General features: G+C 52.6%; 23 protein-coding genes and 1 tRNA gene. 10 read left to right on the top strand and 14 right to left on the bottom strand.

The genetic code is table 11. The annotated features are described in order from the left end of the window. The first annotated feature begins 88 nt into the window (after window positions 1–88). The 3 genes from rraB to AC3ITF_RS19590 all read left to right on the top strand — a co-directional run bounded on the left by rraB (window position 89) and on the right by AC3ITF_RS19590 (window position 2,303). Window positions 89–514 carry a ribonuclease E inhibitor RraB gene (gene rraB, locus AC3ITF_RS19600; protein WP_096758495.1) on the top strand — a complete coding sequence of 142 codons (426 nt, stop codon included), beginning with the start codon at window positions 89–91 and terminating at the stop codon, window positions 512–514. 51 nt (window positions 515–565) lie between these two features. Next, on the top strand, window positions 566–1,324 hold the full coding sequence (miaE, locus tag AC3ITF_RS19595; protein WP_181506261.1) for a tRNA isopentenyl-2-thiomethyl-A-37 hydroxylase MiaE: 759 nt from the start codon (window positions 566–568) through the stop codon (window positions 1,322–1,324). 148 nt (window positions 1,325–1,472) lie between these two features. Then, entirely contained in the window at window positions 1,473–2,303 is an 831-nt protein-coding gene (locus AC3ITF_RS19590; protein ID WP_489175955.1) for a topoisomerase II, read from the top strand. A gap of 25 nt (window positions 2,304–2,328) precedes the next feature. Here AC3ITF_RS19590 and AC3ITF_RS19585 read toward each other — a convergent pair whose 3' ends face one another. The 4 genes from AC3ITF_RS19585 to pepA all read right to left on the bottom strand — a co-directional run bounded on the left by AC3ITF_RS19585 (window position 2,329) and on the right by pepA (window position 7,979). Next, entirely contained in the window at window positions 2,329–2,832 is a 504-nt protein-coding gene (locus AC3ITF_RS19585; protein WP_489175954.1) for a GNAT family N-acetyltransferase, read from the bottom strand. Window positions 2,833–3,039: 207 nt separating this feature from the next. After that, on the bottom strand, window positions 3,040–5,895 hold the full coding sequence (locus tag AC3ITF_RS19580) for a valine--tRNA ligase (protein WP_137400473.1): 2,856 nt from the start codon (window positions 5,893–5,895) through the stop codon (window positions 3,040–3,042). Continuing rightward, window positions 5,895–6,338 carry a DNA polymerase III subunit chi gene (gene holC, locus AC3ITF_RS19575; protein WP_096758490.1) on the bottom strand — a complete coding sequence of 148 codons (444 nt, stop codon included), beginning with the start codon at window positions 6,336–6,338 and terminating at the stop codon, window positions 5,895–5,897. Before holC ends, AC3ITF_RS19580 begins: the two co-directional genes overlap by 1 nt. Before the next feature lie 129 nt (window positions 6,339–6,467). After that, complete coding sequence (gene pepA, locus AC3ITF_RS19570; RefSeq protein WP_115259562.1) at window positions 6,468–7,979, bottom strand: leucyl aminopeptidase; 1,512 nt, start codon at window positions 7,977–7,979, stop codon at window positions 6,468–6,470. A gap of 153 nt (window positions 7,980–8,132) precedes the next feature. On the opposite strand from pepA, the gene AC3ITF_RS19565 reads away from it, so the two are divergent. The 3 genes from AC3ITF_RS19565 to lptG all read left to right on the top strand — a co-directional run bounded on the left by AC3ITF_RS19565 (window position 8,133) and on the right by lptG (window position 10,428). Beyond that, the gene (locus AC3ITF_RS19565; RefSeq protein ID WP_212723231.1) at window positions 8,133–8,183 is read left to right on the top strand and encodes a hypothetical protein; all 51 of its coding nucleotides are present in this window, start codon (window positions 8,133–8,135) and stop codon (window positions 8,181–8,183) included. A gap of 62 nt (window positions 8,184–8,245) precedes the next feature. Then, window positions 8,246–9,346, top strand: a complete 1,101-nt coding sequence (gene lptF, locus AC3ITF_RS19560; protein ID WP_115259561.1) for an LPS export ABC transporter permease LptF — start codon at window positions 8,246–8,248, stop codon at window positions 9,344–9,346. Beyond that, a complete protein-coding gene (gene lptG, locus AC3ITF_RS19555) occupies window positions 9,346–10,428 on the top strand; it encodes an LPS export ABC transporter permease LptG (protein WP_115259560.1) in 1,083 nt (360 codons plus the stop codon). The genes lptF and lptG overlap by 1 nt, the downstream gene beginning before the upstream one ends. Before the next feature lie 122 nt (window positions 10,429–10,550). Here lptG and AC3ITF_RS19550 read toward each other — a convergent pair whose 3' ends face one another. The 5 genes from AC3ITF_RS19550 to idnD all read right to left on the bottom strand — a co-directional run bounded on the left by AC3ITF_RS19550 (window position 10,551) and on the right by idnD (window position 16,404). Beyond that, the gene (locus tag AC3ITF_RS19550; protein WP_489175953.1) at window positions 10,551–12,053 is read right to left on the bottom strand and encodes a helicase HerA-like C-terminal domain-containing protein; all 1,503 of its coding nucleotides are present in this window, start codon (window positions 12,051–12,053) and stop codon (window positions 10,551–10,553) included. Window positions 12,054–12,132: 79 nt separating this feature from the next. Next, a complete protein-coding gene (gene idnR, locus AC3ITF_RS19545; RefSeq protein WP_181218743.1) occupies window positions 12,133–13,131 on the bottom strand; it encodes a DNA-binding transcriptional regulator IdnR in 999 nt (332 codons plus the stop codon). Between the two features lie 51 nt (window positions 13,132–13,182). Beyond that, window positions 13,183–14,502, bottom strand: a complete 1,320-nt coding sequence (gene idnT / locus AC3ITF_RS19540; RefSeq protein ID WP_016155581.1) for a gnt-II system L-idonate transporter — start codon at window positions 14,500–14,502, stop codon at window positions 13,183–13,185. 82 nt (window positions 14,503–14,584) lie between these two features. Next, the gene (gene idnO / locus AC3ITF_RS19535) at window positions 14,585–15,349 is read right to left on the bottom strand and encodes a gluconate 5-dehydrogenase (protein ID WP_096758485.1); all 765 of its coding nucleotides are present in this window, start codon (window positions 15,347–15,349) and stop codon (window positions 14,585–14,587) included. A gap of 11 nt (window positions 15,350–15,360) precedes the next feature. Next, window positions 15,361–16,404, bottom strand: a complete 1,044-nt coding sequence (idnD, locus tag AC3ITF_RS19530) for an L-idonate 5-dehydrogenase (protein ID WP_489175952.1) — start codon at window positions 16,402–16,404, stop codon at window positions 15,361–15,363. Between the two features lie 217 nt (window positions 16,405–16,621). Between idnD and idnK the strand changes: the two genes are divergently transcribed. Continuing rightward, window positions 16,622–17,143, top strand: coding sequence for a gluconokinase (idnK, locus tag AC3ITF_RS19525; protein WP_096758483.1), 522 nt, complete (start codon window positions 16,622–16,624; stop codon window positions 17,141–17,143). A 31-nt stretch (window positions 17,144–17,174) separates the two neighbouring features. Here the strand turns inward: idnK and ahr are convergent, their stop codons facing one another. The 3 genes from ahr to AC3ITF_RS19510 form a co-directional block, all read right to left on the bottom strand. After that, window positions 17,175–18,194, bottom strand: coding sequence for an NADPH-dependent aldehyde reductase Ahr (ahr, locus tag AC3ITF_RS19520; RefSeq protein WP_096758482.1), 1,020 nt, complete (start codon window positions 18,192–18,194; stop codon window positions 17,175–17,177). Window positions 18,195–18,268: 74 nt separating this feature from the next. Beyond that, on the bottom strand, window positions 18,269–18,850 hold the full coding sequence (locus tag AC3ITF_RS19515; RefSeq protein WP_096758481.1) for a class I SAM-dependent methyltransferase: 582 nt from the start codon (window positions 18,848–18,850) through the stop codon (window positions 18,269–18,271). Next, window positions 18,850–19,863 carry an HNH endonuclease gene (locus AC3ITF_RS19510; protein WP_489175951.1) on the bottom strand — a complete coding sequence of 338 codons (1,014 nt, stop codon included), beginning with the start codon at window positions 19,861–19,863 and terminating at the stop codon, window positions 18,850–18,852. The genes AC3ITF_RS19515 and AC3ITF_RS19510 overlap by 1 nt, the downstream gene beginning before the upstream one ends. A 291-nt stretch (window positions 19,864–20,154) precedes the next feature. Here AC3ITF_RS19510 and AC3ITF_RS19505 point away from each other — a divergent pair. From AC3ITF_RS19505 to AC3ITF_RS19495, 3 genes are all read left to right on the top strand, one after another. Then, window positions 20,155–20,239 (top strand) — tRNA-Leu (locus AC3ITF_RS19505). 164 nt (window positions 20,240–20,403) lie between these two features. Next, the gene (locus AC3ITF_RS19500; RefSeq protein ID WP_489175950.1) at window positions 20,404–21,669 is read left to right on the top strand and encodes a tyrosine-type recombinase/integrase; all 1,266 of its coding nucleotides are present in this window, start codon (window positions 20,404–20,406) and stop codon (window positions 21,667–21,669) included. A gap of 93 nt (window positions 21,670–21,762) precedes the next feature. Continuing rightward, complete coding sequence (locus AC3ITF_RS19495; RefSeq protein WP_116311781.1) at window positions 21,763–22,557, top strand: sce7726 family protein; 795 nt, start codon at window positions 21,763–21,765, stop codon at window positions 22,555–22,557. Window positions 22,558–22,580: 23 nt separating this feature from the next. On the opposite strand, the gene AC3ITF_RS19490 is transcribed toward AC3ITF_RS19495, so the two are convergent. Both AC3ITF_RS19490 and AC3ITF_RS19485 read right to left on the bottom strand, forming a co-directional pair. Then, a complete protein-coding gene (locus AC3ITF_RS19490) occupies window positions 22,581–23,645 on the bottom strand; it encodes a beta family protein (protein ID WP_116311780.1) in 1,065 nt (354 codons plus the stop codon). Window position 23,646: 1 nt separating this feature from the next. Further along, window positions 23,647–24,027: a protein gop gene (locus tag AC3ITF_RS19485; protein ID WP_116311779.1), complete on the bottom strand. Its 381-nt coding sequence runs from the start codon at window positions 24,025–24,027 to the stop codon at window positions 23,647–23,649. Window positions 24,028–24,137: the final 110 nt, after the last annotated feature.

Here is a 24,137-nt window from a genome sequence, read left to right as displayed (position 1 = left end):
TTTAACAAATCTTTCCTGGAAAGGTGGAGGCAATGTCAGCGGTATGTGACAATAAGAGTATCGGCAGGACATTATGAGGATATGAGCCATGGCAAACCCGGAACACCTGGAAGAACAGCGTGAAGAAACACGCTTGATTATTGAAGAGTTACTTGAAGATGGTAGCGATCCTGACGCGCTGTATACCATTGAGCATCACCTTTCCGCGGATGACTTTGAAACCCTGGAAAAAGCAGCGGTAGAAGCCTTCAAGCTGGGTTATGAAGTCACCGAGCCGGAAGAGCTGGAAGTGGAAGAAGGCGACACGGTCATTTGCTGTGACATCCTCAGTGAATGTGCGCTGAACGCCGAGCTGATTGACACTCAGGTTGAACAACTGATGAACCTGGCTGAAAAATTTGACGTGGAATACGACGGATGGGGCACTTATTTTGAAGACCCTAACGGCGAAGAAGGTGAAGACGGCGACGATGACGATCTCGTCGACGAAGATGATGACGGCGTGCGTCACTAAGTCATCTGCTGACCTACGGCGGCGCATGCTGCCGTAGGGCAAGGACAACGTATGGATTACCCGCAAATACTCTCCCCGATTCTGGATTTCCTGCACTGCAAAACGCCCGAGGCCTGGCTTGATAAAGCGCGCGACCCGGCAAATCTTCCCCTGCTGCTGACTGACCATCTGGTCTGCGAGCTGAAAGCGGCGCAAACCGCGATGCTGCTGGTGCGTAAATATGTTGCGGATAAGCAGGGATCGCAGGCGATGCTGGAGTGGCTGAAACCCTATGAAGCCTTTGCCTTCCGGGAAGGGGAAGAGCCGGATTTCACCTTGCTGAACAAGCAGATCAGCAAAAGCATCATGCCCCAGACTGACGACCCGTGGGGGCAACAGCTTATCGACAGCATGGTGCTGCTGATCAAAGAAGAGCTACACCACTTCTGGCAAGTGCGTGAAGCGATGCTAAGCCGCCAAATTCCGTATATCAAAATGACCGCCAGTCGTTACGCCAAGGGCATGCTTAAAGAAGTCCGTACCCATGAGCCGTTAACGCTGATTGATAAGCTGATCTGCGGCGCCTACATTGAGGCGCGATCCTGCGAGCGTTTTGCCGCGCTGGCACCGTATCTGGATGATGAATTACAGGCGTTTTATCTGTCGCTGCTGCGCTCAGAGGCGCGCCATTATCAGGATTATCTGGCGTTGGCACAGCAGGCGGCCGACCATGACATCAGTGACCGGGTACGGTTTTTTGGTGAGGTGGAAGCATCCCTGATCTTATCGCCGGACGATGAGTTTCGTTTTCATAGCGGCGTGCCAGCCTAGCTCCACTCTCTGGTACGGTGTCTCTCTTCCTCCTTCCCGGTAGCTAAAATCTGGTGGCTAGAAATCGATCGCGCCTGCCGCAATAATCAAACCACTTGAAGGGGGAATATATCCTCGCCATATGCATTGATATGAAAAAGGATGGTGAATGAACTGGGCACACGTATTGTTGGCAGGCTATATCGGGGCGGTGATTGCGACCGTGGTGGGCGTCTGTCGTAAAAAGGGCTGGGTAGGTAAGGTTTCCGGTGCGGTGATTTTTGTCGTGGCGATTATCGGCTGGAATCTGTTTGATACGCACTATCTCATCCCGCGCGAAAGTCCGGACTATGGGCTGACTGAAACGCAGAAATTCGAGAAAGCAATGCTGACAATGCCCGTCTATGAGGTCATTAAGGAGCAGGAACCCGCGCTATGGCAGACGATTCTCAACCAGGCGGTGGAGATGAAAACGGCGGGGAAAAGCGAGCAGCAGATTATTGACACCATACAGCCGCAGATCCTGACGTTCCAGATGGCGCGCTTACAGCAGGCACCCGATGCCAACGTGATTGCCTATATGCAGGTGAACCTCGCGCAAATTGACGCGATAGCGAAAGTAGGCGGTGACGAATGCTTTCGCTTCCTGTTCCCGGCGGTAAAGGGCGGTATCAACCCGGTACAGCTTATTCCACGTGAAATTATGAGTCGCCGTATGGCGAATGACATGACGATGCTGCAGGCGGCTTACGGCCCGGGAAAACATACAGTTACGGCGGAAGAAAAAGAGCTGGCGCTTCAGGATCTGCAAGCCATTAGTCCGGGACTGGTGCAGCGCTATGGGCCGGATATTCAAATCATGGCCGACCCGAATAAAGGCGTGGGTAAAGAGCAACTGGCTTGCGATATGGTTCAGGATCTGTGGACGCAGGTTCTCAAATTGCCGACCGCTCGCGCCGCCGGCGTGATTCGTCTGATGCTCTCAGTCGAAATGCAATAACGCAGTATTGCCCCTTTGCCTAACGTCAGAGGGGTTTTAGCATCCGCACTTCGCAATCTATATGCCCCGTGCAGCCCAGCGGCTCGGCAATATGCGCAAAGCCCAGACGTTCGTAGAGGTGAATCGCCTCGGTCAGAAATTCGGTGGTTTCCAGATAGCACTGTTTAAATCCCTGCTCACGGGCGTGATCGAGAGCCATCAACGCCAGCTTTTTCGCCAGTCCCTGACCACGCACGCTCGGCAGAAAGTACATCTTCTGTAATTCGCAAATATCCGGCTCGCTACAGCCTAATGGCGCAACGCCACCGCCACCGACGACCTGCCCATTTTGTTCAACCACCCAATAGGCCGCACCCGGCTGGCTGTATACCTGGAATAACTCATCGAGATTAGGGTCAGCCACCGTGTAACCTTTATCAGCGGTCAAACCGTATTCGGCGGAGACCTGGCGGATCACGTGGGCAATGGCGGTGTTATCGTCGGCAGCAATGCGACGCAGCGTCGCCGAGACAGGTGTAATGACACTCATAGCGAACTCATGACGTAAAAGTGGGACATATGCAGTTAATACCACTGCGGAGAGGGAAAGCGCAAGCGAGGATAATTCAATAAAAAGCCTCTGGGCGAGTGCGTCAGAGGCTTTTATCGTCTGCGGTGTCGGATGCGCTACGCTTATCCGACCTACGATGACGGTGTCTGTAGGCCGGATAAGCGTAGCGCCATCCGGCAAACAGCTTTACAGCGCGGCAATAACCGCCTGCTGTTCAATCAGCTTCGCTTTCGCTTCCGCGTAACCTTCCAGCTTCTCACGCTCTTTAGCGATCACCGCTTCCGGCGCGCGTGCGACAAAGCCTTCGTTGGACAGTTTGGCTTCAATGCGGCCAATCTCACCGTCGATTTTGGTCACTTCTTTCGCCAGACGTGCCAGCTCATCTTCTTTATTGATCAGGCCAGCCATCGGGATCAGCAGCTCGGCGCCGTCGATAATTTTAGTCACGGAAACCGGACCTTTATCATCAGCAGGCAGCACGGTGATGCTTTCCAGACGTGCCAGGTTCAGCAAGAAGCTACGGTTGTCGTTCACACGACGCATCGCGGCTTCGCTGCAACCACGCAGCAGCAGCTCCAGCGGTTTGCCCGGCGCGATGTTCATTTCCGCACGGATGTTACGGATGGCCACGATTGCCTGCTTCAGCCATTCGGTATCGGCCAACGCGGCTTCATCAACCTGCGCCGCATCGTATTCCGGGAACGGCTGCAGCATGATGGTGTCGGCAGTGTTACCGCAAATGACCTTCACACGCTGCCAGATGGTTTCGGTGATGAATGGGATGATTGGGTGCGCCAGGCGCAGCAAACCTTCCAGCACGGTGACCAGCGTATGGCGGGTGCCGCGCAGCTCAGACTCAGAACCACCGGTCATGACCGGCTTGGTCAGCTCCAGGTACCAGTCGCAGAACTGGTTCCAGGTGAACTCGTACAGAATGCCCGCGGCGATATCGAAGCGGAAGTTATCCAGTGCCTCGCGGTACGCTTTGATGGTCTGGTTGAATTCCGCCAGAATCCAACGGTCCGCCAGCGACAGGGTCATTTCGCCGCCGTTGAAGCCGCAATCCTGATCTTCAGTGTTCATCAGCACAAAGCGGCTGGCGTTCCACAGCTTGTTACAGAAGTTACGGTAACCTTCCAGACGCTTCATATCCCAGTTGATATCGCGACCGGTTGAGGCCAGTGCCGCAAGGGTGAAACGCAGGGCGTCGGTACCGTGCGGCTCGATGCCGTCCGGGAACTGCTTCTCGGTACGTTTAGCAATTTTCTCAGCCAGCTGCGGCTGCATCATGTTGCCGGTACGTTTCTCCAGCAGGTCCGGCAGGGAAATACCATCAACCATATCCAGCGGGTCGATAACGTTACCCTTGGACTTGGACATCTTCTGGCCTTCGTCGTCACGAATCAGACCGGTCATGTAGACCGTCTTAAACGGAACCTGCGGCTTGCCGTTTTCATCTTTGATGAAGTGCATGGTCATCATGATCATGCGGGCAATCCAGAAGAAGATGATGTCGAAGCCAGAAACCATCACGCTGGTTGGGTGGAACTGACGCAGCGCGTCGGTGTTTTCCGGCCAACCCAGCGTAGAGAAGGTCCACAGCGCGGAGGAGAACCAGGTGTCGAGAACGTCTTCGTCCTGACGCAGCGCAACGTCGGCGCCGAGGTTGTTTTCCTGACGCACTTCGTCTTCGGTACGGCCGACATAGACGTTGCCGTCGTTGTCATACCAGGCCGGGATGCGGTGACCCCACCACAGCTGACGGGAGATACACCAGTCCTGGATATCACGCATCCAGGAGAAGTACATGTTTTCGTACTGCTTCGGCACGAACTGAATGTCGCCGTTCTCAACCGCTTCTACCGCCGGTTTTGCCAGCACGTCGGCACGGACGTACCATTGGTCGGTTAGCATCGGTTCGATAACCACGCCGCCACGGTCGCCGTAAGGCACGGTCAGGTCGTGCGGTTTAATCTCTTCCAGCAGGCCCAGCGCGTCGATAGCGGCAACCACCGCTTTACGTGCGGCAAAGCGCTCCAGCTTCTGGAACTCAGCCGGGATCGCGTTGGAATAGACGTCAGATTCTTCGCCTTTGGTGTCGTACACTTCCGCGGTTTCGCGGATGTCGCCGTCAAAGGTCAGGATGTTGATCATCGGCAGGCCGTGACGTTTACCGACTTCATAGTCGTTAAAATCGTGCGCCGGGGTGATCTTCACGCAGCCGGTGCCTTTTTCCATATCGGCGTGTTCATCACCAACAATCGGAATACGGCGGTTAACCAGCGGCAGGATAACGAATTTGCCGATAAGATCTTTATAACGCGGATCTTCCGGGTTGACGGCCACACCGGTATCGCCCAGCACGGTTTCCGGACGCGTGGTGGCGACCACCAGATAATCTTTCCCGTCTGCGGTTTTTGCGCCGTCAGCCAGCGGATAGCGGATGTGCCACATTGAGCCTTTTGACTCGCGGTTTTCTACTTCCAGATCGGAGATGGCGGTGCGCAGTTTCGGGTCCCAGTTTACCAGGCGCTTGCCACGGTAAATCAGGTCTTCTTTGTACAGGCGAACAAAGACTTCTTTCACGGCATTGGAAAGACCTTCGTCCATGGTGAAGCGCTCGCGCTCCCAGTCCACGGAGTTGCCCAGACGGCGCATCTGACGGGTAATGGTGCCGCCGGATTCCGCTTTCCACTGCCAGATTTTATCGATAAACGCATCGCGACCGTAGTCGTGACGGGTTTTACCTTCTTCAGCGGCAATCTTACGCTCAACCACCATTTGGGTGGCGATACCCGCGTGGTCGGTACCGGCCTGCCACAGGGTGTTTTTACCCTGCATGCGCTGGTAGCGAATCATGGTGTCCATGATGGTTTGCTGGAAAGCATGACCCATATGCAAACTGCCGGTGACGTTCGGCGGCGGGATCATGATGCAGAAGGACTCTTTGCTTTCATCGCCGTTAGGTTTGAAATAGCCCTGCTTTTCCCAGTGCTCGTAAAGCGGCTGTTCGATATCTTGTGGGTTGTATGTCTTTTCCATTATTTCCAGGTTGCCGTATTCAGGTTAAAACCAGCCACGCGGTAAGCTTTGTAGCGCTCGCGTGCCGATTGTTTCAAAGAATCTTCATAAGGGACGAAGTCTACCACTTCTGTGAAAGCGGTGGCAAAATCTACAAAGCCGACACGCAAACTGATCAGCAGATCGCGTGGGCTGCTGTTGCGTTTTTCTGGCCAGGCAATTTCGACCGGAGCACCGCCACGCGGACCTTCCCCCGCCAGATTATGCGGCACGAAGCTTTCTGCCGGTCTTGCCCACAGCGCTTCATCCAGCCGAATAGCCTGTTTTTCGTCTTCACAGGCGATCAGTACGCGCTTGCCCGCGCGCCAACGTTCTGCGGCAATTTCACACACCAGTTGTTCAACGGCGCTTAAGCCATCTTGTTGTGTGTCGTTATCCAGAAGATAGAACGTTGCGTTTCTCATAATATGGGGCTTCTTGTTGTGGATTTAAATGCAAAGCCGGATGGCGCTACGCTTATCCGGCCTACGGTTAAATACTCACTGTAGGCCGGATAAGACGCGTATGCGGCGCCATCCGGCAATCAAGCAAACTTACTCTTCGCCGTTAAACCCGGCGCGATTGAGCAGGAACTGCGACAGCAGCGCCACCGGACGACCGGTTGCACCTTTGGCTTTTCCTGAACGCCAGGCGGTTCCCGCGATGTCGAGGTGTGCCCAGTTGTACTTACGGGTAAAGCGCGACAGGAAGCAGCCAGCGGTAATCGCGCCGCCAGGGCGTCCGCCGATGTTCGCCATATCTGCGAAGTTGGACTCCAGCTGTTCCTGGAACTCATCACCCAGCGGTAAACGCCATGCGCGATCGCCCGCCTGTTCGGACGCGCCAATCAGCTCGTGCGCCAGCGGGTTGTGGTTCGACATCAGGCCTGTGATGTGATGACCCAGCGCAATCACGCAGGCACCGGTCAGGGTGGCGACGTCGATGACCGCTTCAGGTTCGAAACGCTCGACATAGGTTAACACGTCGCACAGCACCAGGCGGCCTTCGGCATCGGTGTTCAGTACTTCAACAGTCTGACCGGACATGGTGGTTAACACATCACCCGGACGATACGCGCGCCCGCCTGGCATGTTTTCACAGCCCGCCAGCACGCCGACAACGTTGATGGGTAACTGAAGTTCCGCCACCATGCGCATCACGCCGTACACTGCCGCCGCGCCGCACATGTCGTATTTCATTTCATCCATGCCTTCGGCAGGCTTGATGGAAATACCGCCGGAGTCAAAGGTTAGCCCTTTACCGACCAGCACAATCGGGCGCACGTCTTCTGACGGGTTGCCTTTGTACTCGATAACCGACATCAAGGACTCGTTCTGCGAACCCTGGCCGACGGCAAGATAAGAGTGCATACCCAGCTCTTTCATCTGCTGCTCGCCAATGACGCGCGTGACGACATTTTTGCTGTAGCTGTCGGCCAGTTGACGCGCCTGAGAAGCCAGGTACGCTGCGTTACAGATGTTCGGCGGCATGTTGCCGAGATCTTTCGCGGCTTTAATACCGGCGGCGATCGCCAGGCCGTGCTGAATGGCGCGCTCGCCGCTGGTCAGTTCACGGCGGGTAGGGACGTTGAACACCATTTTACGCAGCGGGCGACGTGGCTCGCTTTTGTTGGTCTTCAACTGATCAAAACTGTAGAGGGTCTCTTGTGCTGTCTCGACAGCCTGACGCACTTTCCAGTAGTTGTTACGGCCTTTAACGTGCAGTTCGGTCAGGAAGCAGACGGCTTCCATGGAGCCGGTATCATTCAGAGTATTGATGGTTTTCTGAATAACCTGCTTGTACTGGCGCTCATCAAGCTCACGCTCTTTGCCACAACCAATGAGAAGAATGCGCTCAGACAGAACGTTAGGAACGTGGTGTAGCAACAGGGTCTGACCCGGTTTGCCTTCCAGTTCGCCACGACGCAGCAGGGCGCTGATGTACCCGTCGCTGATCTTATCGAGCTGCTCTGCAATCGGAGAAAGGCGGCGTGGTTCAAAGACGCCCACGACGATGCAGGCACTCCGCTGTTTCTCTGGGCTACCGCTTTTTACACTGAACTCCATGCACTACGCTCCTGAATCTTAAAGACAACGGCGGTGGCTACGGATAGAATTGCAAGCTTTCGTAACTCATACCCGCTGTTGCGGTGACTTCGTGTTAATCTTAACGTTATTACGGCATTGGCACGTCAGAACAATTTCTGAGAGGTGGATCCGTTGAGTATAATGATCTTAGCGACGATTTCGACGACTCAAGAGAATAAATGACGTTTAAGCCATGAAACAAGCTATTTTCCTGCAAAAGACGGGTTTTTACGGGCGTATTTAAAGTGATAATCATAAGATATCTGGTACGGGAAACGCTCAAAAGCCAACTTGCGATCCTATTCATCCTGCTGTTGATCTTCTTTTGTCAAAAGCTGGTCAGGATCCTCGGTGCGGCGGTTGACGGTGACATCCCGGCAAATCTGGTGCTCTCGCTGCTGGGGCTGGGCGTGCCAGAAATGGCGCAACTTATCTTGCCATTAAGCCTGTTCCTCGGGCTGCTCATGACGCTGGGCAAACTGTATACCGAAAGTGAAATTACGGTGATGCACGCCTGCGGGCTGAGTAAGGCCGTACTGGTGAAAGCGGCGATGGTGCTGGCGCTGTTTACCAGTATCTTTGCGGCGATCAACGTGATGTGGGCGGGGCCCTGGTCTTCAAAGCATCAGGACGAAGTGCTGGCGGAAGCGAAAGCGAACCCCGGCATGGCGGCACTCGCGCAGGGACAGTTCCAGCAGGCCACTAACGGCAGCTCGGTGCTGTTTATCGAAAGCGTCGATGGCAGTAATTTCAAAGATGTGTTCCTCGCGCAGATCCGCCCAAAAGGTAACGCCCGTCCTTCCGTGGTCGTGGCCGATTCCGGACATCTGACGCAACTGCGCGATGGCTCCCAGGTGGTGTCGCTGAACGAAGGTACGCGCTTTGAAGGGACCGCGCTGCTGCGTGACTTCCGCATTACCGACTTCAAGGACTATCAGGCGATTATCGGCCATCAGGCCGTGGCGCTGGATCCGAACGACACCGACCAGATGGACATGCACACGCTGTGGACGACTGACACCGATCGCGCCCGTGCGGAGCTGCACTGGCGTATCACGTTAGTATTCACGGTGGCGATGATGGCGCTGATGGTGGTACCGCTGAGTGTGGTGAATCCACGTCAGGGACGCGTACTGTCGATGCTGCCCGCCATGCTGCTGTATCTGATGTTCTTCCTGATCCAGACCTCACTGAAGTCGAACGGCGGCAAAGGGAAACTGGATCCAGTGTTCTGGATGTGGACGGTTAACCTGAGTTATCTGGCTCTGGCGATTGCGCTTAACCTGTGGGATACGGTGCCTGTGCGCCGCTTGCGTGCCCGTTTTCTGCGTAAAGGAGCGGTATAATGCAGCCCTTTGGTGTACTTGACCGCTATATCGGTAAAACCATTTTTACCACCATCATGATGACGTTGTTCATGCTGGTGTCGCTCTCCGGCATCATCAAGTTTGTTGACCAGTTGAAAAAGGCCGGGCAGGGGAGCTACGACGCGATGGGGGCCGGGCTGTATACGCTGCTCAGTGCCCCTAAAGACATTCAGATCTTCTTCCCGATGGCGGCGCTGCTCGGCGCGCTGCTGGGATTGGGCATGCTGGCCCAGCGCAGTGAACTGGTGGTGATGCAGGCGTCCGGTTTTACCCGCATGCAGGTTGCGCTGTCGGTGATGAAAACCGCTATTCCGCTGGTGCTGTTGACGATGGCCATCGGGGAATGGGTTGCGCCGCAGGGTGAACAGATGGCGCGTAACTACCGCGCACAGCAGATGTACGGTGGCTCGCTGCTGTCTACCCAGCAAGGGCTGTGGGCGAAAGACGGCGACAGCTTTGTCTACATTGAGCGGGTGAAGGGCGACGAAGAGTTAGGGGGTATCAGTATTTATACCTTTAACGACCAGCGTCGTTTGCAGTCCGTGCGCTATGCGGCGTCTGCCAAATTTGATAAAGACAATAAGGTCTGGCGTCTGTCGCAGGTGGATGAGTCCAACCTGCAGGATCCGAAGCAGGTTACCGGTTCACAAACGGTGAGCGGCACCTGGAAGACCAACCTCACGCCAGACAAACTCGGTGTCGTGGCGCTGGATCCGGATGCGCTGTCGATCAGCGGTCTGCATAATTACGTGAAGTACCTGAAGTCCAGCGGCCAGGACGCCGGACGCTACCAGCTCAACATGTGGAGCAAAGTCTTCCAGCCGCTGTCCGTGGCGGTGATGATGCTGATGGCGCTGTCGTTCATCTTTGGCCCGCTGCGTAGTGTGCCGATGGGCGTGCGTGTAGTGACGGGGATTAGCTTCGGTTTCGTGTTCTACGTGCTGGACCAGATCTTTGGTCCGCTGACGCTGGTATACGGTATTCCACCGATTATCGGGGCGCTGCTGCCAAGTGCCAGCTTCTTCCTGATAAGCCTGTGGCTGATGCTGCGTAAATCGTAATTACAGCCCGCCATCCGGCAACGTCACACGCAGTGCCGGATGGCGCTGCGCTTATCCGGCCTACTCAGGACCCGGAGGCCAGATAAGGCGTTAATGCCTTATCTGGCAAAGTAACACAGGTACTAGCGTTTTCTTCCGCCCATCAAACTTCCCAACATGCCACGAATAATCTGATTGGTGACCTGACGCGCCGCGCTTTTCGCCACGCTCTGCACCACACCATCACGCTTGCCGCCGCGCGGCCCGGTGCTGCCAAACAAGATATCCTTCAGCCCGCCGAGAATACCGTCGTCCACTGCGACCGCTTTGCCGTTGGCGGGTGGTGTGTTTTGCTGCTCAGTACAGGCCTGCACGCCTTGCTGTAAGCGCTCATAGGCCGACTCACGGTCAACCTCTTCTTCATATTTGCCGTACAGCGCGGAGTGATTAATCAGCCCGTTGCGCTCATCGTCGGTTACCGGTCCCATGCGCGAGCACGGCGCAATCACCATCGCCCGCTCCACCACCGACGGACTGCCTTTGGCATCGAGGAACGAGATTAGCGCCTCGCCGGTCCCCAGTTCCTGAATGGCTTTTTCGGTATCAAATGCCGGATTGGCACGCATGGTTTGTGCCGCGGTTTTCACCGCCTTCTGGTCTTTGGGGGTAAATGCGCGCAGGGCGTGCTGCACGCGGTTACCCAACTGACCGAGCACGTTGTCCGGAATATCGGCGGGGTTTTGCGACACGAACCACACGCCGACGCCTTTCGAGCGGATAAGGCGGATCACCTGTTCGATTTTATCCAGCAATACCTGCGGGGCATCGTTGAACAACAGATGGGCTTCGTCGAAGAAGAACACCAGCTTGGGTTTTTCCAGATCGCCCGCTTCCGGCAACTGCTCGTACAGCTCGGAGAGCATCCACAGCAGGCTGGCGGCGTACAGTTTGGGCATCTGGTACAGTTTTTCTGCGCTAAGGATGTTGATTATCCCCTTGCCGCTGGCGTCGGTGCGCATCCAGTCTTTGATATCCAGCATCGGCTCGCCAAAGAAATGCGCCGCGCCCTGTTGCTCCAGCGACAGTAGCCCGCGCTGGATAGCCCCGACCGAGGCGCTACTGATATTGCCGTACTGATTCTGGAAGGATTTAGCGTTATCGCCGATGTACTGAGTGATGGCCCGCAGGTCTTTGAAATCGAGCAGCAACAGCCCCTGGTCATCGGCAATGCGGAAGATAATATCCAGCACGCCGGACTGCACATCGTTCAGGTTCAGCAGGCGGGCCAGCAGCAGCGGGCCGAGGTCCGATACCGTGGCGCGCACCGGGTGACCTTTCTCACCGAAGATATCCCACACCGTGACCGGATTATCATGCGGCTGCCAGTCGGTAATACCGATGTTGTTCAGACGGGTCAGCAGCTTTTCAGACGCCAGTCCAGCCTGCGCCACGCCGGTTAAGTCGCCTTTAACATCGGCCATAAACACCGGCACGCCGATCTCCGACAGCGATTCGGCCAGCTTCTGCAAGGTGACGGTTTTACCGGTCCCGGTCGCGCCGGTAATCAGCCCGTGGCGGTTGGCCATGCCAGGCAGTAAAAACAGTTCGGTGTCCGGCGTGCGGGCAATTAACAGGGGTGCGCTCATTGAGATTTCCTCCATTTATCCTGCCTGGAGTATAGGCAATGTCGATGAAAGAGAATATGCGCAGGGGAGAGAAAATGACTTAAAGCGTATTGCCGTGATAAATCTGATATCCCAAATCTACGGTGTTGTGGTTATGGTCGTTGTTCTTGATTTTACTGAGCAACATCTGCGCCGCCATGCGACCAATGTCGAAACGTGGGGTGATCACGCTCGCGAGGCTTGGGATCATCTGCCTGCCCATTTCCAGCCCGTGGAATCCGGCAATCGAGATCTGCTCCGGCACAGCCAGATTGCGCTCGCGGCACAGCAGCAGCGCGCCCATCGCAATATCGTCGTTGGTACAGAACACGCCGTCTACATCCGGGTGCGCAGCCAGCGCGTCACGCATCATCTGGGTACCGAGATGGATGGAGGAGATGGCGCGCGGATTCACGCGCAGCGGTTCCAGACCCCGGCGGGTCATGGCATCGCAATAGCCGCGATAGCGCTGCTCGTCACGAACGTCGTCTTTCGAACCCAGATACAGGATTTTGTGGCGCGGGCGTTTATCCAGCATGGTGCTGACCATATCAAACGCCGCCTGGCGGTTATCGAATCCCACCTCCATATCCAGACGATCGCCCTGGATATCCATCAGCTCAACCACCGGAATAGTCGCTGAACGCAGAAACTTCACGGTACGTAAAGTGTGATATTTCTCGGAAAGAATAATGCCGTCGATGTTGTACGACAGCAGGTTGATAACCGATTCTTCCTCGGACTCCCGATCGTAATTGTAGTTGGCGATCAGCGTTTGATAGTTATGGTCCGAGGTCACGGATTCAATCCCCGCCAGAATGTCGGCAAACAGCTGGTTTTGAAACGAGGGGATCAGCACGCCGAGCGTATAGCTTTGCGCGTTCAACAGCATTGCCGGCGCGCGGTTGGGGATGTAGTTAATCTCCTCCATTATCTGCGCGATGCGCTCGCCGGTTTCCTTTGCGACTTTTTTCGGCGAGCGGATGTAGCGACTCACCGTCATTTTGGTCACACCCGCCAGGGTGGCGATATCTTGCAAAGAAATTCTGTGGTTCCTCATCTTCTCTCCTGAGCTGGGGAGCGCTGGCTTGTGCTCCCCGGTAATGCCGAACTAATGCAGAATGGCGTTAAGCGCCAGAACCCCAAGGAGTCCCATAATGGAAATCAACGTTTCCATGACTGTCCAGGTGCGCAACGTTTCACCGACGCTGAGATTAAAATAGCCTTTAAACAGCCAGAATCCCGGATCGTTAACGTGGGAAGCAATCACGCTGCCCGCACCGGTTGCCAGCACCATCAGCGCCGGATCGGCATGGGTGACGTTAATAATCGGCAGCACCACGCCCGCGGTAGTAATCGCCGCCACGGTGGCTGAACCGAGTGCGATGCGCAGCAACGCCGCGACCGTCCAGCACATCAACAGCGGAGAGAGTGAGGTACCGGTCATCAGGTGCGAAATATACTGGCCCACGCCGCTGTCGACCAACACCTGCTTAAACGCCCCACCGCCGGCGATGATAAACACAATCATGGCGATGGCACCGATAGAGTCGCCAATGATATCCATTATTTGCTCGATCGTACGTCCGTTACGACGGCCAAGGGTGAAAATGGCGAGGACGATGGCAATAAACAAGGCGACAGCAGGGTTACCGATAAACTCAAAGAACACCCGCACGCTGTTGGTCTTCGGTAGCGTAATTTCGCACACTGCGGCGACCGCCATCAGTATGACCGGGATAACCGCGGCAAAGATACTGTTCCAGAACGACGGCATCTCTTCTTCGGTGAACAAGTGAGGGTTAAATAAGCCTTCCGGCGGCGCTTTCTCAAAGCGGGTCAGCAGCTTGGAGAACAGCGGCCCGGCGACAATCACCGTCGGGATAGTAATGATAAAGCCGTACAGCAGCGTGGTGCCAAGGTTGGCCTCGAAAATGGTGGCAATCGCCGTTGGTCCCGGATGAGGCGGCAGAAAACAGTGGGTCACGGACAGCGCCGCCACCATCGGCACGCCGACGTACAGCAGCGGCAGTCCGGATGAGGCCACCACCGTAAACACCAGCGGCAGCAGCAGAACAAAACCGACTTCGAAGAACATCGCCAGACCGACGACCAGCCCGGTAATGACCAGCGCCCACTGCACGCGTTTTTTACCGAACGTGCCAATCAGCGTAGTGGCGATACGCTGGGCTGCGCCGGTATCGGAGATTAGCTTTCCGAGCATGGCGCCGAACCCGAGGATCATCGCCAGCCCGCCGAGCGTCCCGCCGATCCCATTTTGTATTGAGTGCAGAACGGCCTGGGCATCCATCCCTTCGGCAAAACCGACGACCGCCGCTACCAGGACCAGAGCAATAAAGCCGTTAACTTTAAAGCCAATCATCAGGACCAGGAGCAGCGCGACGCCTGCCGCAATAATAATTAATGGCATAATCTTTTCTCTTATAAATTATGTAGAGTGGTGTGCCAAAAATGCAGCGCCAGGGCGCTGCGTGATGTTGCGTTGTGTTGTATCAGACGGCGACCAGCATGCCGCCATCGACAAACAGCAGGTGTCCGTTAACAAAATCGGATGCTTTGGACGAGAGGAAAACCGCCGCACCAATTAGCTCCTGCGGATCGCCCCAACGTGCGGCAGGCGTCCGTTTGCACAGCCAGGCGGTGAAGGCTTCGTCTTCGACCAGCGCTTTGGTCATCTCGGTTTTGAAGTAGCCCGGCGCGATGCCGTTCACCTGGATATTGTGGCGCGCCAGCTCAACGCACATCCCACGGGTGAGCATTTTTACCGCCCCTTTTGAGGCGGCATATGGCGTGATGGTGTCGCGGCCCAGTTCGCTCTGCATGGAGCAGATGTTGATGACTTTCCCGGCCTGGCGTTCCACCATGCGACGAGTGACCGCCTGCGACACCAGGAATACTGCTGTCTGGTTCACCGCAATCACGTCGTTCCAGTCCTGTTCCGGGAACTCGGTGAACGGATGACGGCGCTGAATACCGGCGTTATTCACCAACACATCAATCGGGCCAATATCTTTTTCGATATGGTCAATGGCGGCGTCGATATCCTGTTTATGCGTAACATTGAAAGGCGCGGCAACGGCGCGGATCCCTTCCTGCTGCAGTTTTGCCACGGCGGCTTCTGCGCGTTCCGGCGTAATGTCATTGACGATGATCTGCGCGCCATATTTGCCCAGCCCGGTCGCCAGTAAATAACCAATTCCCTGCGCCGAACCGGTGATCAGAATATTTTTGCCATCCAGTGAAAAAAGATCGTTCATCATGCTATTCCTTATTTTATGTCTTCAAAAACGAGCTGGACTTTCGCCGCCTGGGTTTTATCCCCGGCGAAGATCAGCGCCTGTTCAAGGTCGGTAAACGGATATTCGGCGCTGAGTAACGGCAGCGGATCGATAACGTTATTTGCCAGCCACGACACCGCGGTATTGAATTCGGTGGTAAAGCGGAACGAGCCTTTAAGCGCGATCTCTTTGCCGATCAGCATCATCATCGGGAACTCTGGTACCGCGCCGCCCATGCCGACCTGCACCATCACGCCTTTCGCGCGGGTGACTTCCAGACAGGTGGTGATTGAGGAAGGATGGCCGGAGACTTCGAAGCTGACGTCAAAATAGCCTTTCTCTTTTTTCCATGCGTCGAGCGAGTCTTGTTGCGGATTAATCAACGTGTCTGCGCCCATCTGTTGCGCCAGCGAAAGCGAACGCGGGCTGACGTCTGCACAGACGATTTCTGCTGCGCCGAGCGTTTTCACTGCGCTGACGATCAGGCAGCCAATTGGCCCAACGCCGGAGATAAACACCCGTTTACCCTGCAGGTCGCCCGCTTCATGCGCGGCATGGATTGCTACCGCCAGCGGTTCGGCAAAGGCCATGACTTTTTCATCGGCCTGCTGCGGGTAGGGGATGCACTGCGCGGTATCGACGGTTTTAAACCGGGTAAAGCTGCCGTCAACATGGGGAAAATACATGGCGCTGCCAAAAAATCGCATCTCTGTACACTGATTTTCTTCATGCTGCAGACAGTATTTGCAGTGGCCGCAGGGCTTCGACGGGTTAATCGCCACCGACTGACCTTCATGTAATTCAGGTGAATCACTCTGGACCACTTTACCAATAACTTCATGGCCTAAAATCATCGGGGCTTTAACGGTAAAATTACCGACTTTGCCTTCCTGATAATAATGTAAATCGGAACCACAAATTCCCCCTCGGGTAATTTGCACTAACGTTCCTTTATTATTCCATTCAATATTTTGGTCGGTAATGGCAACAGCTTTCTTACCCGCGACAACGCAGGATTGGGTTTTGACTTGCATAAATTCCTCACTGGTCAGGTAGTAACCTCGGCAGCATTTAAACGGTTTTAATTGTTATTATTTGTGATGAAGATCACGCTGGAAAATTGTTACACTACAATGTTACGCATAACGTGATGCGCCTTGTAAATCTGCTCCGTGGTACTGAAAAAGCGTGAATTTCCCCATCAGCAAGGCGTAATATCGCGCCATGGAATATGAATCTGGAGTTTTTTAGATGGCTGGGGAAAGTTATATTTTGATGGGCGTTTCTGGTAGCGGTAAATCACTCATTGGCAGCAAAGTTGCCGCCGTATTATCCGCTAAATTCATAGATGGTGACGATCTCCATCCCGCCAAAAATATTGATAAAATGTCGGAAGGTATTCCATTAACTGATGAAGACCGGCTGCCGTGGTTAGAACGGTTAAATGACGCGTCATACAGCCTGTATAAAAAGAATGAAACCGGATTTATTGTCTGCTCGTCATTAAAAAAACAGTATCGCGATATATTGCGCCAGGGCAGCCCGAATGTGCATTTTTTGTGGCTGGATGGCGATTACGAGACTATTTTGGCGCGCATGCAGCGTCGGGCAGGTCATTTTATGCCGGTGGGATTACTAAAAAGTCAGTTCGACGCGCTGGAGTGCCCGCAGGAAGATGAACGCGATATTGCCCGCATCGACGTGAACCATGACATCGAGCATGTGACGGAACAGTGCCGCCAGGCGGTGCTCGCATTTCGTCATGGGCAATAAGCTCAGCCCCTTACGGGACTGAGCCACCGCATCAGAAATCGGCTTTTAGCACCACGCGGTAACGGGCTTTGCCATCACGCACGTGCTGGATAGCTTCATTGATTTTCGACATCGGGTACTGCTCGGTGACTGGCGACACCTTGCTGCGCCCGGCAAACTTCATCAGCTTGCGCAGTTCGAACGGCGTGCCGGTTGCCGAGCCGGAGACGCTGCGATCGCCGGCAATTAAAGTAAACGCCGGCACCGGCAGCGGCTTCAGCACCGCGCCGACGGTGTGGAAATTACCGCCGTAGGCCAGCGCTTCAAAATAGGGCTGCCAGTCGAGATCGACGTTAACCGTATTAATGATGAGATCGAACTGGCCCGCCAGCGCTTTCAGCGCCTCCGGATCGCGACTGTTAACCACTTTATCGGCCCCCATCGCCAGAACTTCCTGTTCTTTCGCTGGGTTGGAGCTGAACGCGGTGACTTCGCACCCCATCGCGTGTAACAGCTTAATGGCGATATGCCCCAGGCCGCCGATACCAATCACCCCGACGCGGCTGGTGGCGGTGATGTGGTGCATCAGCAGCGGTTTGAACACCGTGATGCCGCCGCACAGCAATGGACCGGCAGCCGCATGATCGATGCTCTCCGGCAGCGGGATCACCCACTGCCAGTCTGCGCGCAGCTTCTCGGCAAAGCCGCCACGATTGAGGATCGTGGGAACGGCACCTTCCAGGCAGTTAATCTGATTACCGCTGATACAGGCATCGCAGTGCCCGCAACTGCGTGCCGTCCAGCCGATGCCGACACGCTGGCCGACCTTCAGGCCTTTATCCTGCGCCGCACTGCCGAGCGCCGCCACGCGACCAATCACCTCATGCCCGGCAACCAGCGGATACTGAGAGAACCCCCATTCGTTGTCGATCATCGACAAATCGGAATGGCAGATACCGCAGTATTCGACCTGTACTTCGACATCTTCCGGCTTTAGCTCGCCCGCATCATATTCATAGAGTTCGAGTTCGCTGCCCGCCTCTTTTGCGGCGTAGCTTTTTATCATCGACATCGTGTTTCCCTCAGTGTGGTGTTGAACAGGAAGTGTAGAGCATGGGGAAATAGGGTGCTTCGCAGAAGGGGGGATTAGGGCCTTTTCTGCAGCAATGCGTTGAGCCACATTTCGTCGCGGTCAGGACGCTTATCGAGCGTCGTCCAACTGCTGATTAGCGTGATATCGCTCAGCGGTGCGATCAGCTTTTCCAGTCCCTGCTCGGTGAGATCGGTAAAGTGACGGCCGTCTTTCACTCTTTCTGTTTCGCCGTATTTGAACGAGACATACCATATTCCCCCGGTTTTAAGCGCGTGGGCGAGTTTGCTCATTACACCGGGTAACGCTTCGGCGCTCACATGCAGCAACGATGCACAGCACCAGATACCATCATAGCGTTCGGTGTCGGCGATATCGTTAAATGTCATCTGTTTGACGCACAGTCCGGTATGCTGGCTGGCAAGGTTAACCATTTCTGCAGAGGCATCGAATGCTTCGACTTGATAACCTTTTTCCAGGAAGGCCTTACTGTCACGGCCGGAGCCGCAGCCTGCATCCAGAATACGTCCGCTCTGCGGGAGGTGTCGCAGGAAGGGGAGATAAAGCGATTCCATATCGACATTAACTGTAGAGCTAAAAAAATCCTGCGCGTGGCGCTGGTAATATTCGAGAGTCATCAGAATGTATCCGTTCCTTGTGCAAGGGGTTCCCATTGGTGAAAGAGTATTTTAAGCGCCTCGTTCCAGCTGTCGTTCAAAAATGTGTTTCTCAGCGTCGGGGTCGCGCCCGTCTGGCGAATCAATGTTTCACGCAGTGGGAGATGGCTGTTTATGAAATATTCATTTCTGTCCCGAAGACGCTGAAGTAGCCTGGGTGAGGGAAGTTGGGCAAATTTGCCTTTCCCACCCCGGTTACATTCTTTGCAGGCGAGTACCAGATTCCAGACGCCATCGATATTTGCGACCTGTCCCCGAGCTTTCCACGGGATAAAATGATCAACATCGGCAAAGGTGTCGTCGCCAGGGAGCAAGCTAATAGGCGCAAAACAGTAGAAGCAGCGCCCCTTCTGATAACCGTTAAGGCTGTCCCGACAGCTGGAGATCGTCACCCGCCGGTCACTGTTCCTGCTAAACAGCATTTGGTCATCGTTGTCATACTCGACATTTATCAGGTGGCTGGAGATATTCATTGCCCAGGCTTGTTCGACGAGGCTCCAGCGCGCATCTGTTTCAAAAATAAGGTTTCGGTATTGCAGACGTTCACCCAGATTGTAGAAATTATCCGTCATCCGGATGCCTTTATGCGTTTTACGCTCATCAATAAAAAAGCGTTTTTCAATTTCGCCCTGATTCACATTGTGAAAGGCATCAATCACATTATTAAACCCCTGCCGGACCGTGATGGGGGTGAGTTCATCACGCGTGATCTCGCCGTTATTAAATTGCGTACAGGCGGCAATAAACTGGCTGCTGCGTGAGGTTATCTGCTTTGGCGCATGTCTGAGATGGCGGCATAAATGGCTGCTGAACGGTACAGCCAGATCTTCAAGCGTGATGAGATCGCTGCCATCAGGTTTGAGTTCGTGCAATGCATGGGCGAGCGCAAACTTGTAGGAAGCCACATTCTTGCCAAAGAGGATAATCCCACGCCAGTAGTTTTCCAGCGTGGGTTCAACCTGATAGAAACGCATAACGGTGTCCTGAGAACGGTTGGTAACTGCTATTACTGGATTCAGTAACGACATCTCATAGTAAACAGCAGCAAATGTAAACCGAGCGGGTCACGTTGCATTTTTTTGCGAGGTAAATTCCGGAAAAATTCAGGTTTTAGAGATGAGAATAGCGGGAGGAAGAAGGGCGTATGGGCGATCGAACCGCAATGACGCTGTTTTTTTCAACACTTAGCGCGACTATCGTGCGCTGCCGCTTGCATGGTGGCGTGCGACAGGTATAATCCACAACGTTTTCCGCATCCCTTCCGTGCCGGAGTGGCGAAATCGGTAGACGCAGTTGATTCAAAATCAACCGTAGAAATACGTGCCGGTTCGAGTCCGGCCTTCGGCACCATTAGTACTTCCAAGACCATCCGAGAAAGTCCAATTATCCCTTAAAAATCAATGCTTGCAGCGATTTTTACGTCCTGAGTCGTCCGAGGTTGTCCGTTGAAATCCGGATGTCATTGGGGGCATAATTGGGGGCATCTTAACTTCGATTAGAAATGTGCCCCCAAAATGAAGCTCAACGCTAGACAGGTCGAGACCGCAAAGCCAAAAGACAAAACTTACAAAATGGCCGATGGCGGCGGTTTGTATCTCGAGGTTTCGGCCAAGGGTTCTAAATACTGGCGCATGAAATACCGACGCCCCTCTGACAAAAAAGAGGATCGCCTCGCTTTTGGCGTTTGGCCGACTGTGACGCTTGCTCAGGCAAGAGCGAAGCGCGACGAAGCTAAAAAGCTGTTAGTGCAGGGCATTGATCCAAAAGCCGAACAGAAAGAAGCTCAGGCCGAGAATTCGGGGGCATATACTTTCGAAACCATTGCTCGTGAATGGCATGCCAGTAACAAGCGCTGGAGTGAAGACCATCGATCGCGCGTTCTTCGCTATCTTGAGCTTTATATCTTCCCTCATATCGGTTCGTCCGACATTCGCCAGCTCAAAACTAGCCACCTGTTAGCCCCGATTAAAAAAGTTGATGCCAGTGGTAAGCATGATGTTGCGCAGCGTCTTCAGCAGCGTGTCACGGCTATTATGCGTTATGCTGTACAGAACGATTACATTGACTCTAATCCAGCCAGTGACATGGCCGGTGCGCTATCAACAACCAAAGCGCGACATTACCCCGCCTTACCCTCCAGCCGGTTCCCTGAGTTTCTTGCACGTCTTGCTGCATATCGTGGCCGCGTAATGACATGGATCGCGGTCGAGCTTTCCTTACTCACTTTTGTGCGTTCCAGTGAGTTACGTTTCGCGCGCTGGGATGAGTTTGACTTCGATAAATCTCTTTGGCGCGTGCCTGCTAAACGAGAAGAAATCAAAGGGGTGCGTTACTCGTATCGCGGCATGAAAATGAAAGAGGAGCATATCGTTCCGCTTAGTCGTCAGGCGATGAATTTGTTAGAACAGTTAAAGCGGATTAGTGGTGATAAAGAGCTGCTTTTTCCGGGTGATCATGACTCAACTAAGGTTATGAGTGAAAACACGGTAAACAGCGCATTGCGTGCGATGGGATATGACACGAAAACCGAGGTCTGCGGGCATGGATTTAGGACGATGGCGCGTGGTGCATTGGGTGAGTCAGGATTGTGGAGTGATGATGCGATAGAACGTCAGTTGAGTCACACAGAACGTAATGGCGTTAGGGCTGCTTATATTCATACATCAGAACATTTAGATGAAAGGCGCAAAATGGTTCAGTGGTGGGCTGATTATTTAGAATTGAATAACAAGGAGTATATATCGCCCTATGACTGTGGGAATAAAGTAAATGAGATCTAGCTCTTTATCAAAAAATCATTTCAAATAGATTGATGGATAGAATTTGTTTTTTTTGCTATAATATTTAATAATTTTTAAAAGTGTGGCGAGATTATGTCAGTTTTATTAAGAGAGCAAGATGTAAAAGTCGCATTTATTGACTGGCTTTTTAGAAAGGGGTTGTTGGATAACGCAACTATTATTAATGAAATGGTTGTGGCGAATTGGAGTCGCCGCGCTGATTTGGCCGTGGCTAATGGTCACTTGCAAGCTTTTGAAATAAAAAGTGATTTTGATTCTCTTAAAAGATTGGACGGTCAGTTAGAAACCTTTACATCTCGTTTTGAAAAGGTAACGGTTGTTTGTGCCCCAAAATTTACCTATGAAATAGCGAAGAAAGTAACATCAGATGTTGGTGTTATTGAATACCTAAATACTAGTAAAGGCATTCGTTTTAAAATAGTTCAACGTGGGCGTACGGCAGTTCTCGGGAATAAGAAGGTATATATTAATTTCTTATTGAAAAAAGAGTTGCAGTTACTTCTTGTTGAAAACGGGAAAAAGTTTTTATTTGAGTCTGGTCGTGAGGCTTTAGAGCGGATAGCTGAGCAAATCCCCTTATCTAGAATTAGAGAATTCGCCCTTAATGCAATTAAGCAGCGCTATAAAGAAACTTCTGATGATTATATGAAGAAATTAGCAGGGAGTGAATTATCGAGTGCTAATGATTTGACTTTGTTAAGTAAATCAAAAAAGAAGCGGGAACATAACCACTTTAAAGATTTCGAAGATAATACTGAAGAAAGATTAAATGATTTTTATACGGTTGATATTGAGGGGTTTATGAGAAAGCACGGCGAAGTTGGGAGCATCACTCCTATCAAGGTTTTGAAAAGGGTCGTGCGATAAGGGAGGGAGACCTCCCTTATTTTTTAGAAGAAATCCTCTTCAGGATCGTAATCTGTTTTAAGTGCTTCTGATAGCTCAATTTGCTTTGTTATGTGAAGGTTCACGCGCACAGAAATCCATTTAGCAGGACTCCCCATACCAGCAATATCGCCTGATGCTGCGTTTTTAATCATCTGCGCCCCCCAAGATTCCTCTTCAAGATAATTAGGGTATCTTTTAAGAATCGCTCTTGCCGCTTCGATATAGCCTTTACTATCAAGCCCTGGCCTTCTCTCAAAAAACCAAGCATCATCTAATGCAATATCAATTCTAGGAACATAACGCCCACCAACATCATCATATACAACAGAGTGAATTGAACTATGATCTCCGTATATAGAAACTCCTCGCCCTCCGATAGTTTGGTGGAATTCTCTTTCCATAATATCAATATAACCAGATTGACCATTTTCTCCTGCAAAGTTTGCGACTGAACTTGGGAAACTAGTCGACAGTACACTTATTATAGCCTCAGGAATTTCTGTCCTTATTTGGTTTATTGCACTTATGGCAGCAGACGTCATTGCTGAGACGTGGCCGCGAATGTAGCCTAAGTCTATGAATATAACTGCATTTTCAGGGGAGTCGAGAGACACGAGTGATGCTATTGTTTTATTTATATCAGAGTTAAGATTCTTTATGCGGAATGCAATGGAGCCTTTATTCTCTTCAAGTGTTCTTGCCTGCTGTACTATATCCCTTAATCTTGCAGATTCTGGCATTTGAACTATCGGGATAATATTTTCATTCTTAGAGCAAAAAGCTATCCAGTTTGAAAAATTATTTTCTGAAGATAGAAGGTCAAAGCTTGATGCGCAATGATGCTTGTTCTCTTGAGTAACATCCAGTATAAAAGGCAAGTTATTCATTGCTTCCAGACTCTTATCAAGAGAAACTTGAATTTCATCTGAACGGGGCCATTTTCCTAAAGTTATAAGTGGAAGTATTTTCTCTTTCTTATCATGAGCAAGTTGACTCAACCCAAGAATTTCAGCAGCACGAGTCCTTAATGCAGGATAATATGAATAACTATCAAAATTTACTTTCATCTTAATTACCTCCTGGCTCAGTATTCTCTTGTCGCGCGATGGCTCTAGGCATGGCGTTAATTTGTGGGTTCTGAGTGGCTAAATAAGCCGCGATTCCTTCCATTTTTTCTTTTTGTTCTAATGCATGTGTAAGTTGTGTGGTTAATGTTTCATTCCGTTCTATGAGCGTTTGCTTAACACCATCGTTACTAATGATGGTTTCTTTGTGATTTTTGCTTAGAACTTTAATAGTTCTATGCGTGAACCAACCTATCAATAGAGCCGCAAGCCAACCAGAACATACAAGTAGCCATTGCGACAATTCTTGATTTCTGATGTAGCTCGTCACAATTGTAACTAGTGTGCCAACTATACCAACAATTCCATAAATATGATTTAGCATCTTATGACTCTCTTGACCTGAGATTTGTCCTTGAAAGAGCAGAGAAAAGGGTTGCATCGGTATCACTATTTTTTACACATATTTAGCAGTAATGCCATATATATCTTATG

It is taken from the genome of Citrobacter sp. KH_055_1 (assembly GCF_057838705.1).
Note: the sequence above shows the minus strand (reverse complement) of the source record. Positions and strands in the feature narration are given on the sequence as shown.

What these genes read in the sequence shown, in the direction of transcription:
- AC3ITF_RS19585 (WP_489175954.1), bottom strand. Translation starts at nt 2,832, where the DNA reads ATGAGTGTCATTACACCTGTCTCGGCGACGCTGCGTCGCATTGCTGCC.
- idnT (WP_016155581.1), bottom strand. Translation starts at nt 14,502, where the DNA reads ATGCCATTAATTATTATTGCGGCAGGCGTCGCGCTGCTCCTGGTCCTG.
- holC (WP_096758490.1), bottom strand. Translation starts at nt 6,338, where the DNA reads ATGAGAAACGCAACGTTCTATCTTCTGGATAACGACACACAACAAGAT.
- AC3ITF_RS19550 (WP_489175953.1), bottom strand. Translation starts at nt 12,053, where the DNA reads ATGAGCGCACCCCTGTTAATTGCCCGCACGCCGGACACCGAACTGTTT.
- AC3ITF_RS19510 (WP_489175951.1), bottom strand. Translation starts at nt 19,863, where the DNA reads ATGCGTTTCTATCAGGTTGAACCCACGCTGGAAAACTACTGGCGTGGG.
- ahr (WP_096758482.1), bottom strand. Translation starts at nt 18,194, where the DNA reads ATGTCGATGATAAAAAGCTACGCCGCAAAAGAGGCGGGCAGCGAACTC.
- idnK (WP_096758483.1), top strand. Translation starts at nt 16,622, where the DNA reads ATGGCTGGGGAAAGTTATATTTTGATGGGCGTTTCTGGTAGCGGTAAA.
- idnD (WP_489175952.1), bottom strand. Translation starts at nt 16,404, where the DNA reads ATGCAAGTCAAAACCCAATCCTGCGTTGTCGCGGGTAAGAAAGCTGTT.
- AC3ITF_RS19580 (WP_137400473.1), bottom strand. Translation starts at nt 5,895, where the DNA reads ATGGAAAAGACATACAACCCACAAGATATCGAACAGCCGCTTTACGAG.
- AC3ITF_RS19590 (WP_489175955.1), top strand. Translation starts at nt 1,473, where the DNA reads ATGAACTGGGCACACGTATTGTTGGCAGGCTATATCGGGGCGGTGATT.
- idnO (WP_096758485.1), bottom strand. Translation starts at nt 15,349, where the DNA reads ATGAACGATCTTTTTTCACTGGATGGCAAAAATATTCTGATCACCGGT.
- idnR (WP_181218743.1), bottom strand. Translation starts at nt 13,131, where the DNA reads ATGAGGAACCACAGAATTTCTTTGCAAGATATCGCCACCCTGGCGGGT.
- AC3ITF_RS19500 (WP_489175950.1), top strand. Translation starts at nt 20,404, where the DNA reads ATGAAGCTCAACGCTAGACAGGTCGAGACCGCAAAGCCAAAAGACAAA.
- pepA (WP_115259562.1), bottom strand. Translation starts at nt 7,979, where the DNA reads ATGGAGTTCAGTGTAAAAAGCGGTAGCCCAGAGAAACAGCGGAGTGCC.
- AC3ITF_RS19490 (WP_116311780.1), bottom strand. Translation starts at nt 23,645, where the DNA reads ATGAAAGTAAATTTTGATAGTTATTCATATTATCCTGCATTAAGGACT.
- miaE (WP_181506261.1), top strand. Translation starts at nt 566, where the DNA reads ATGGATTACCCGCAAATACTCTCCCCGATTCTGGATTTCCTGCACTGC.
- AC3ITF_RS19485 (WP_116311779.1), bottom strand. Translation starts at nt 24,027, where the DNA reads ATGCTAAATCATATTTATGGAATTGTTGGTATAGTTGGCACACTAGTT.
- rraB (WP_096758495.1), top strand. Translation starts at nt 89, where the DNA reads ATGGCAAACCCGGAACACCTGGAAGAACAGCGTGAAGAAACACGCTTG.
- lptG (WP_115259560.1), top strand. Translation starts at nt 9,346, where the DNA reads ATGCAGCCCTTTGGTGTACTTGACCGCTATATCGGTAAAACCATTTTT.
- AC3ITF_RS19495 (WP_116311781.1), top strand. Translation starts at nt 21,763, where the DNA reads ATGTCAGTTTTATTAAGAGAGCAAGATGTAAAAGTCGCATTTATTGAC.
- AC3ITF_RS19515 (WP_096758481.1), bottom strand. Translation starts at nt 18,850, where the DNA reads ATGACTCTCGAATATTACCAGCGCCACGCGCAGGATTTTTTTAGCTCT.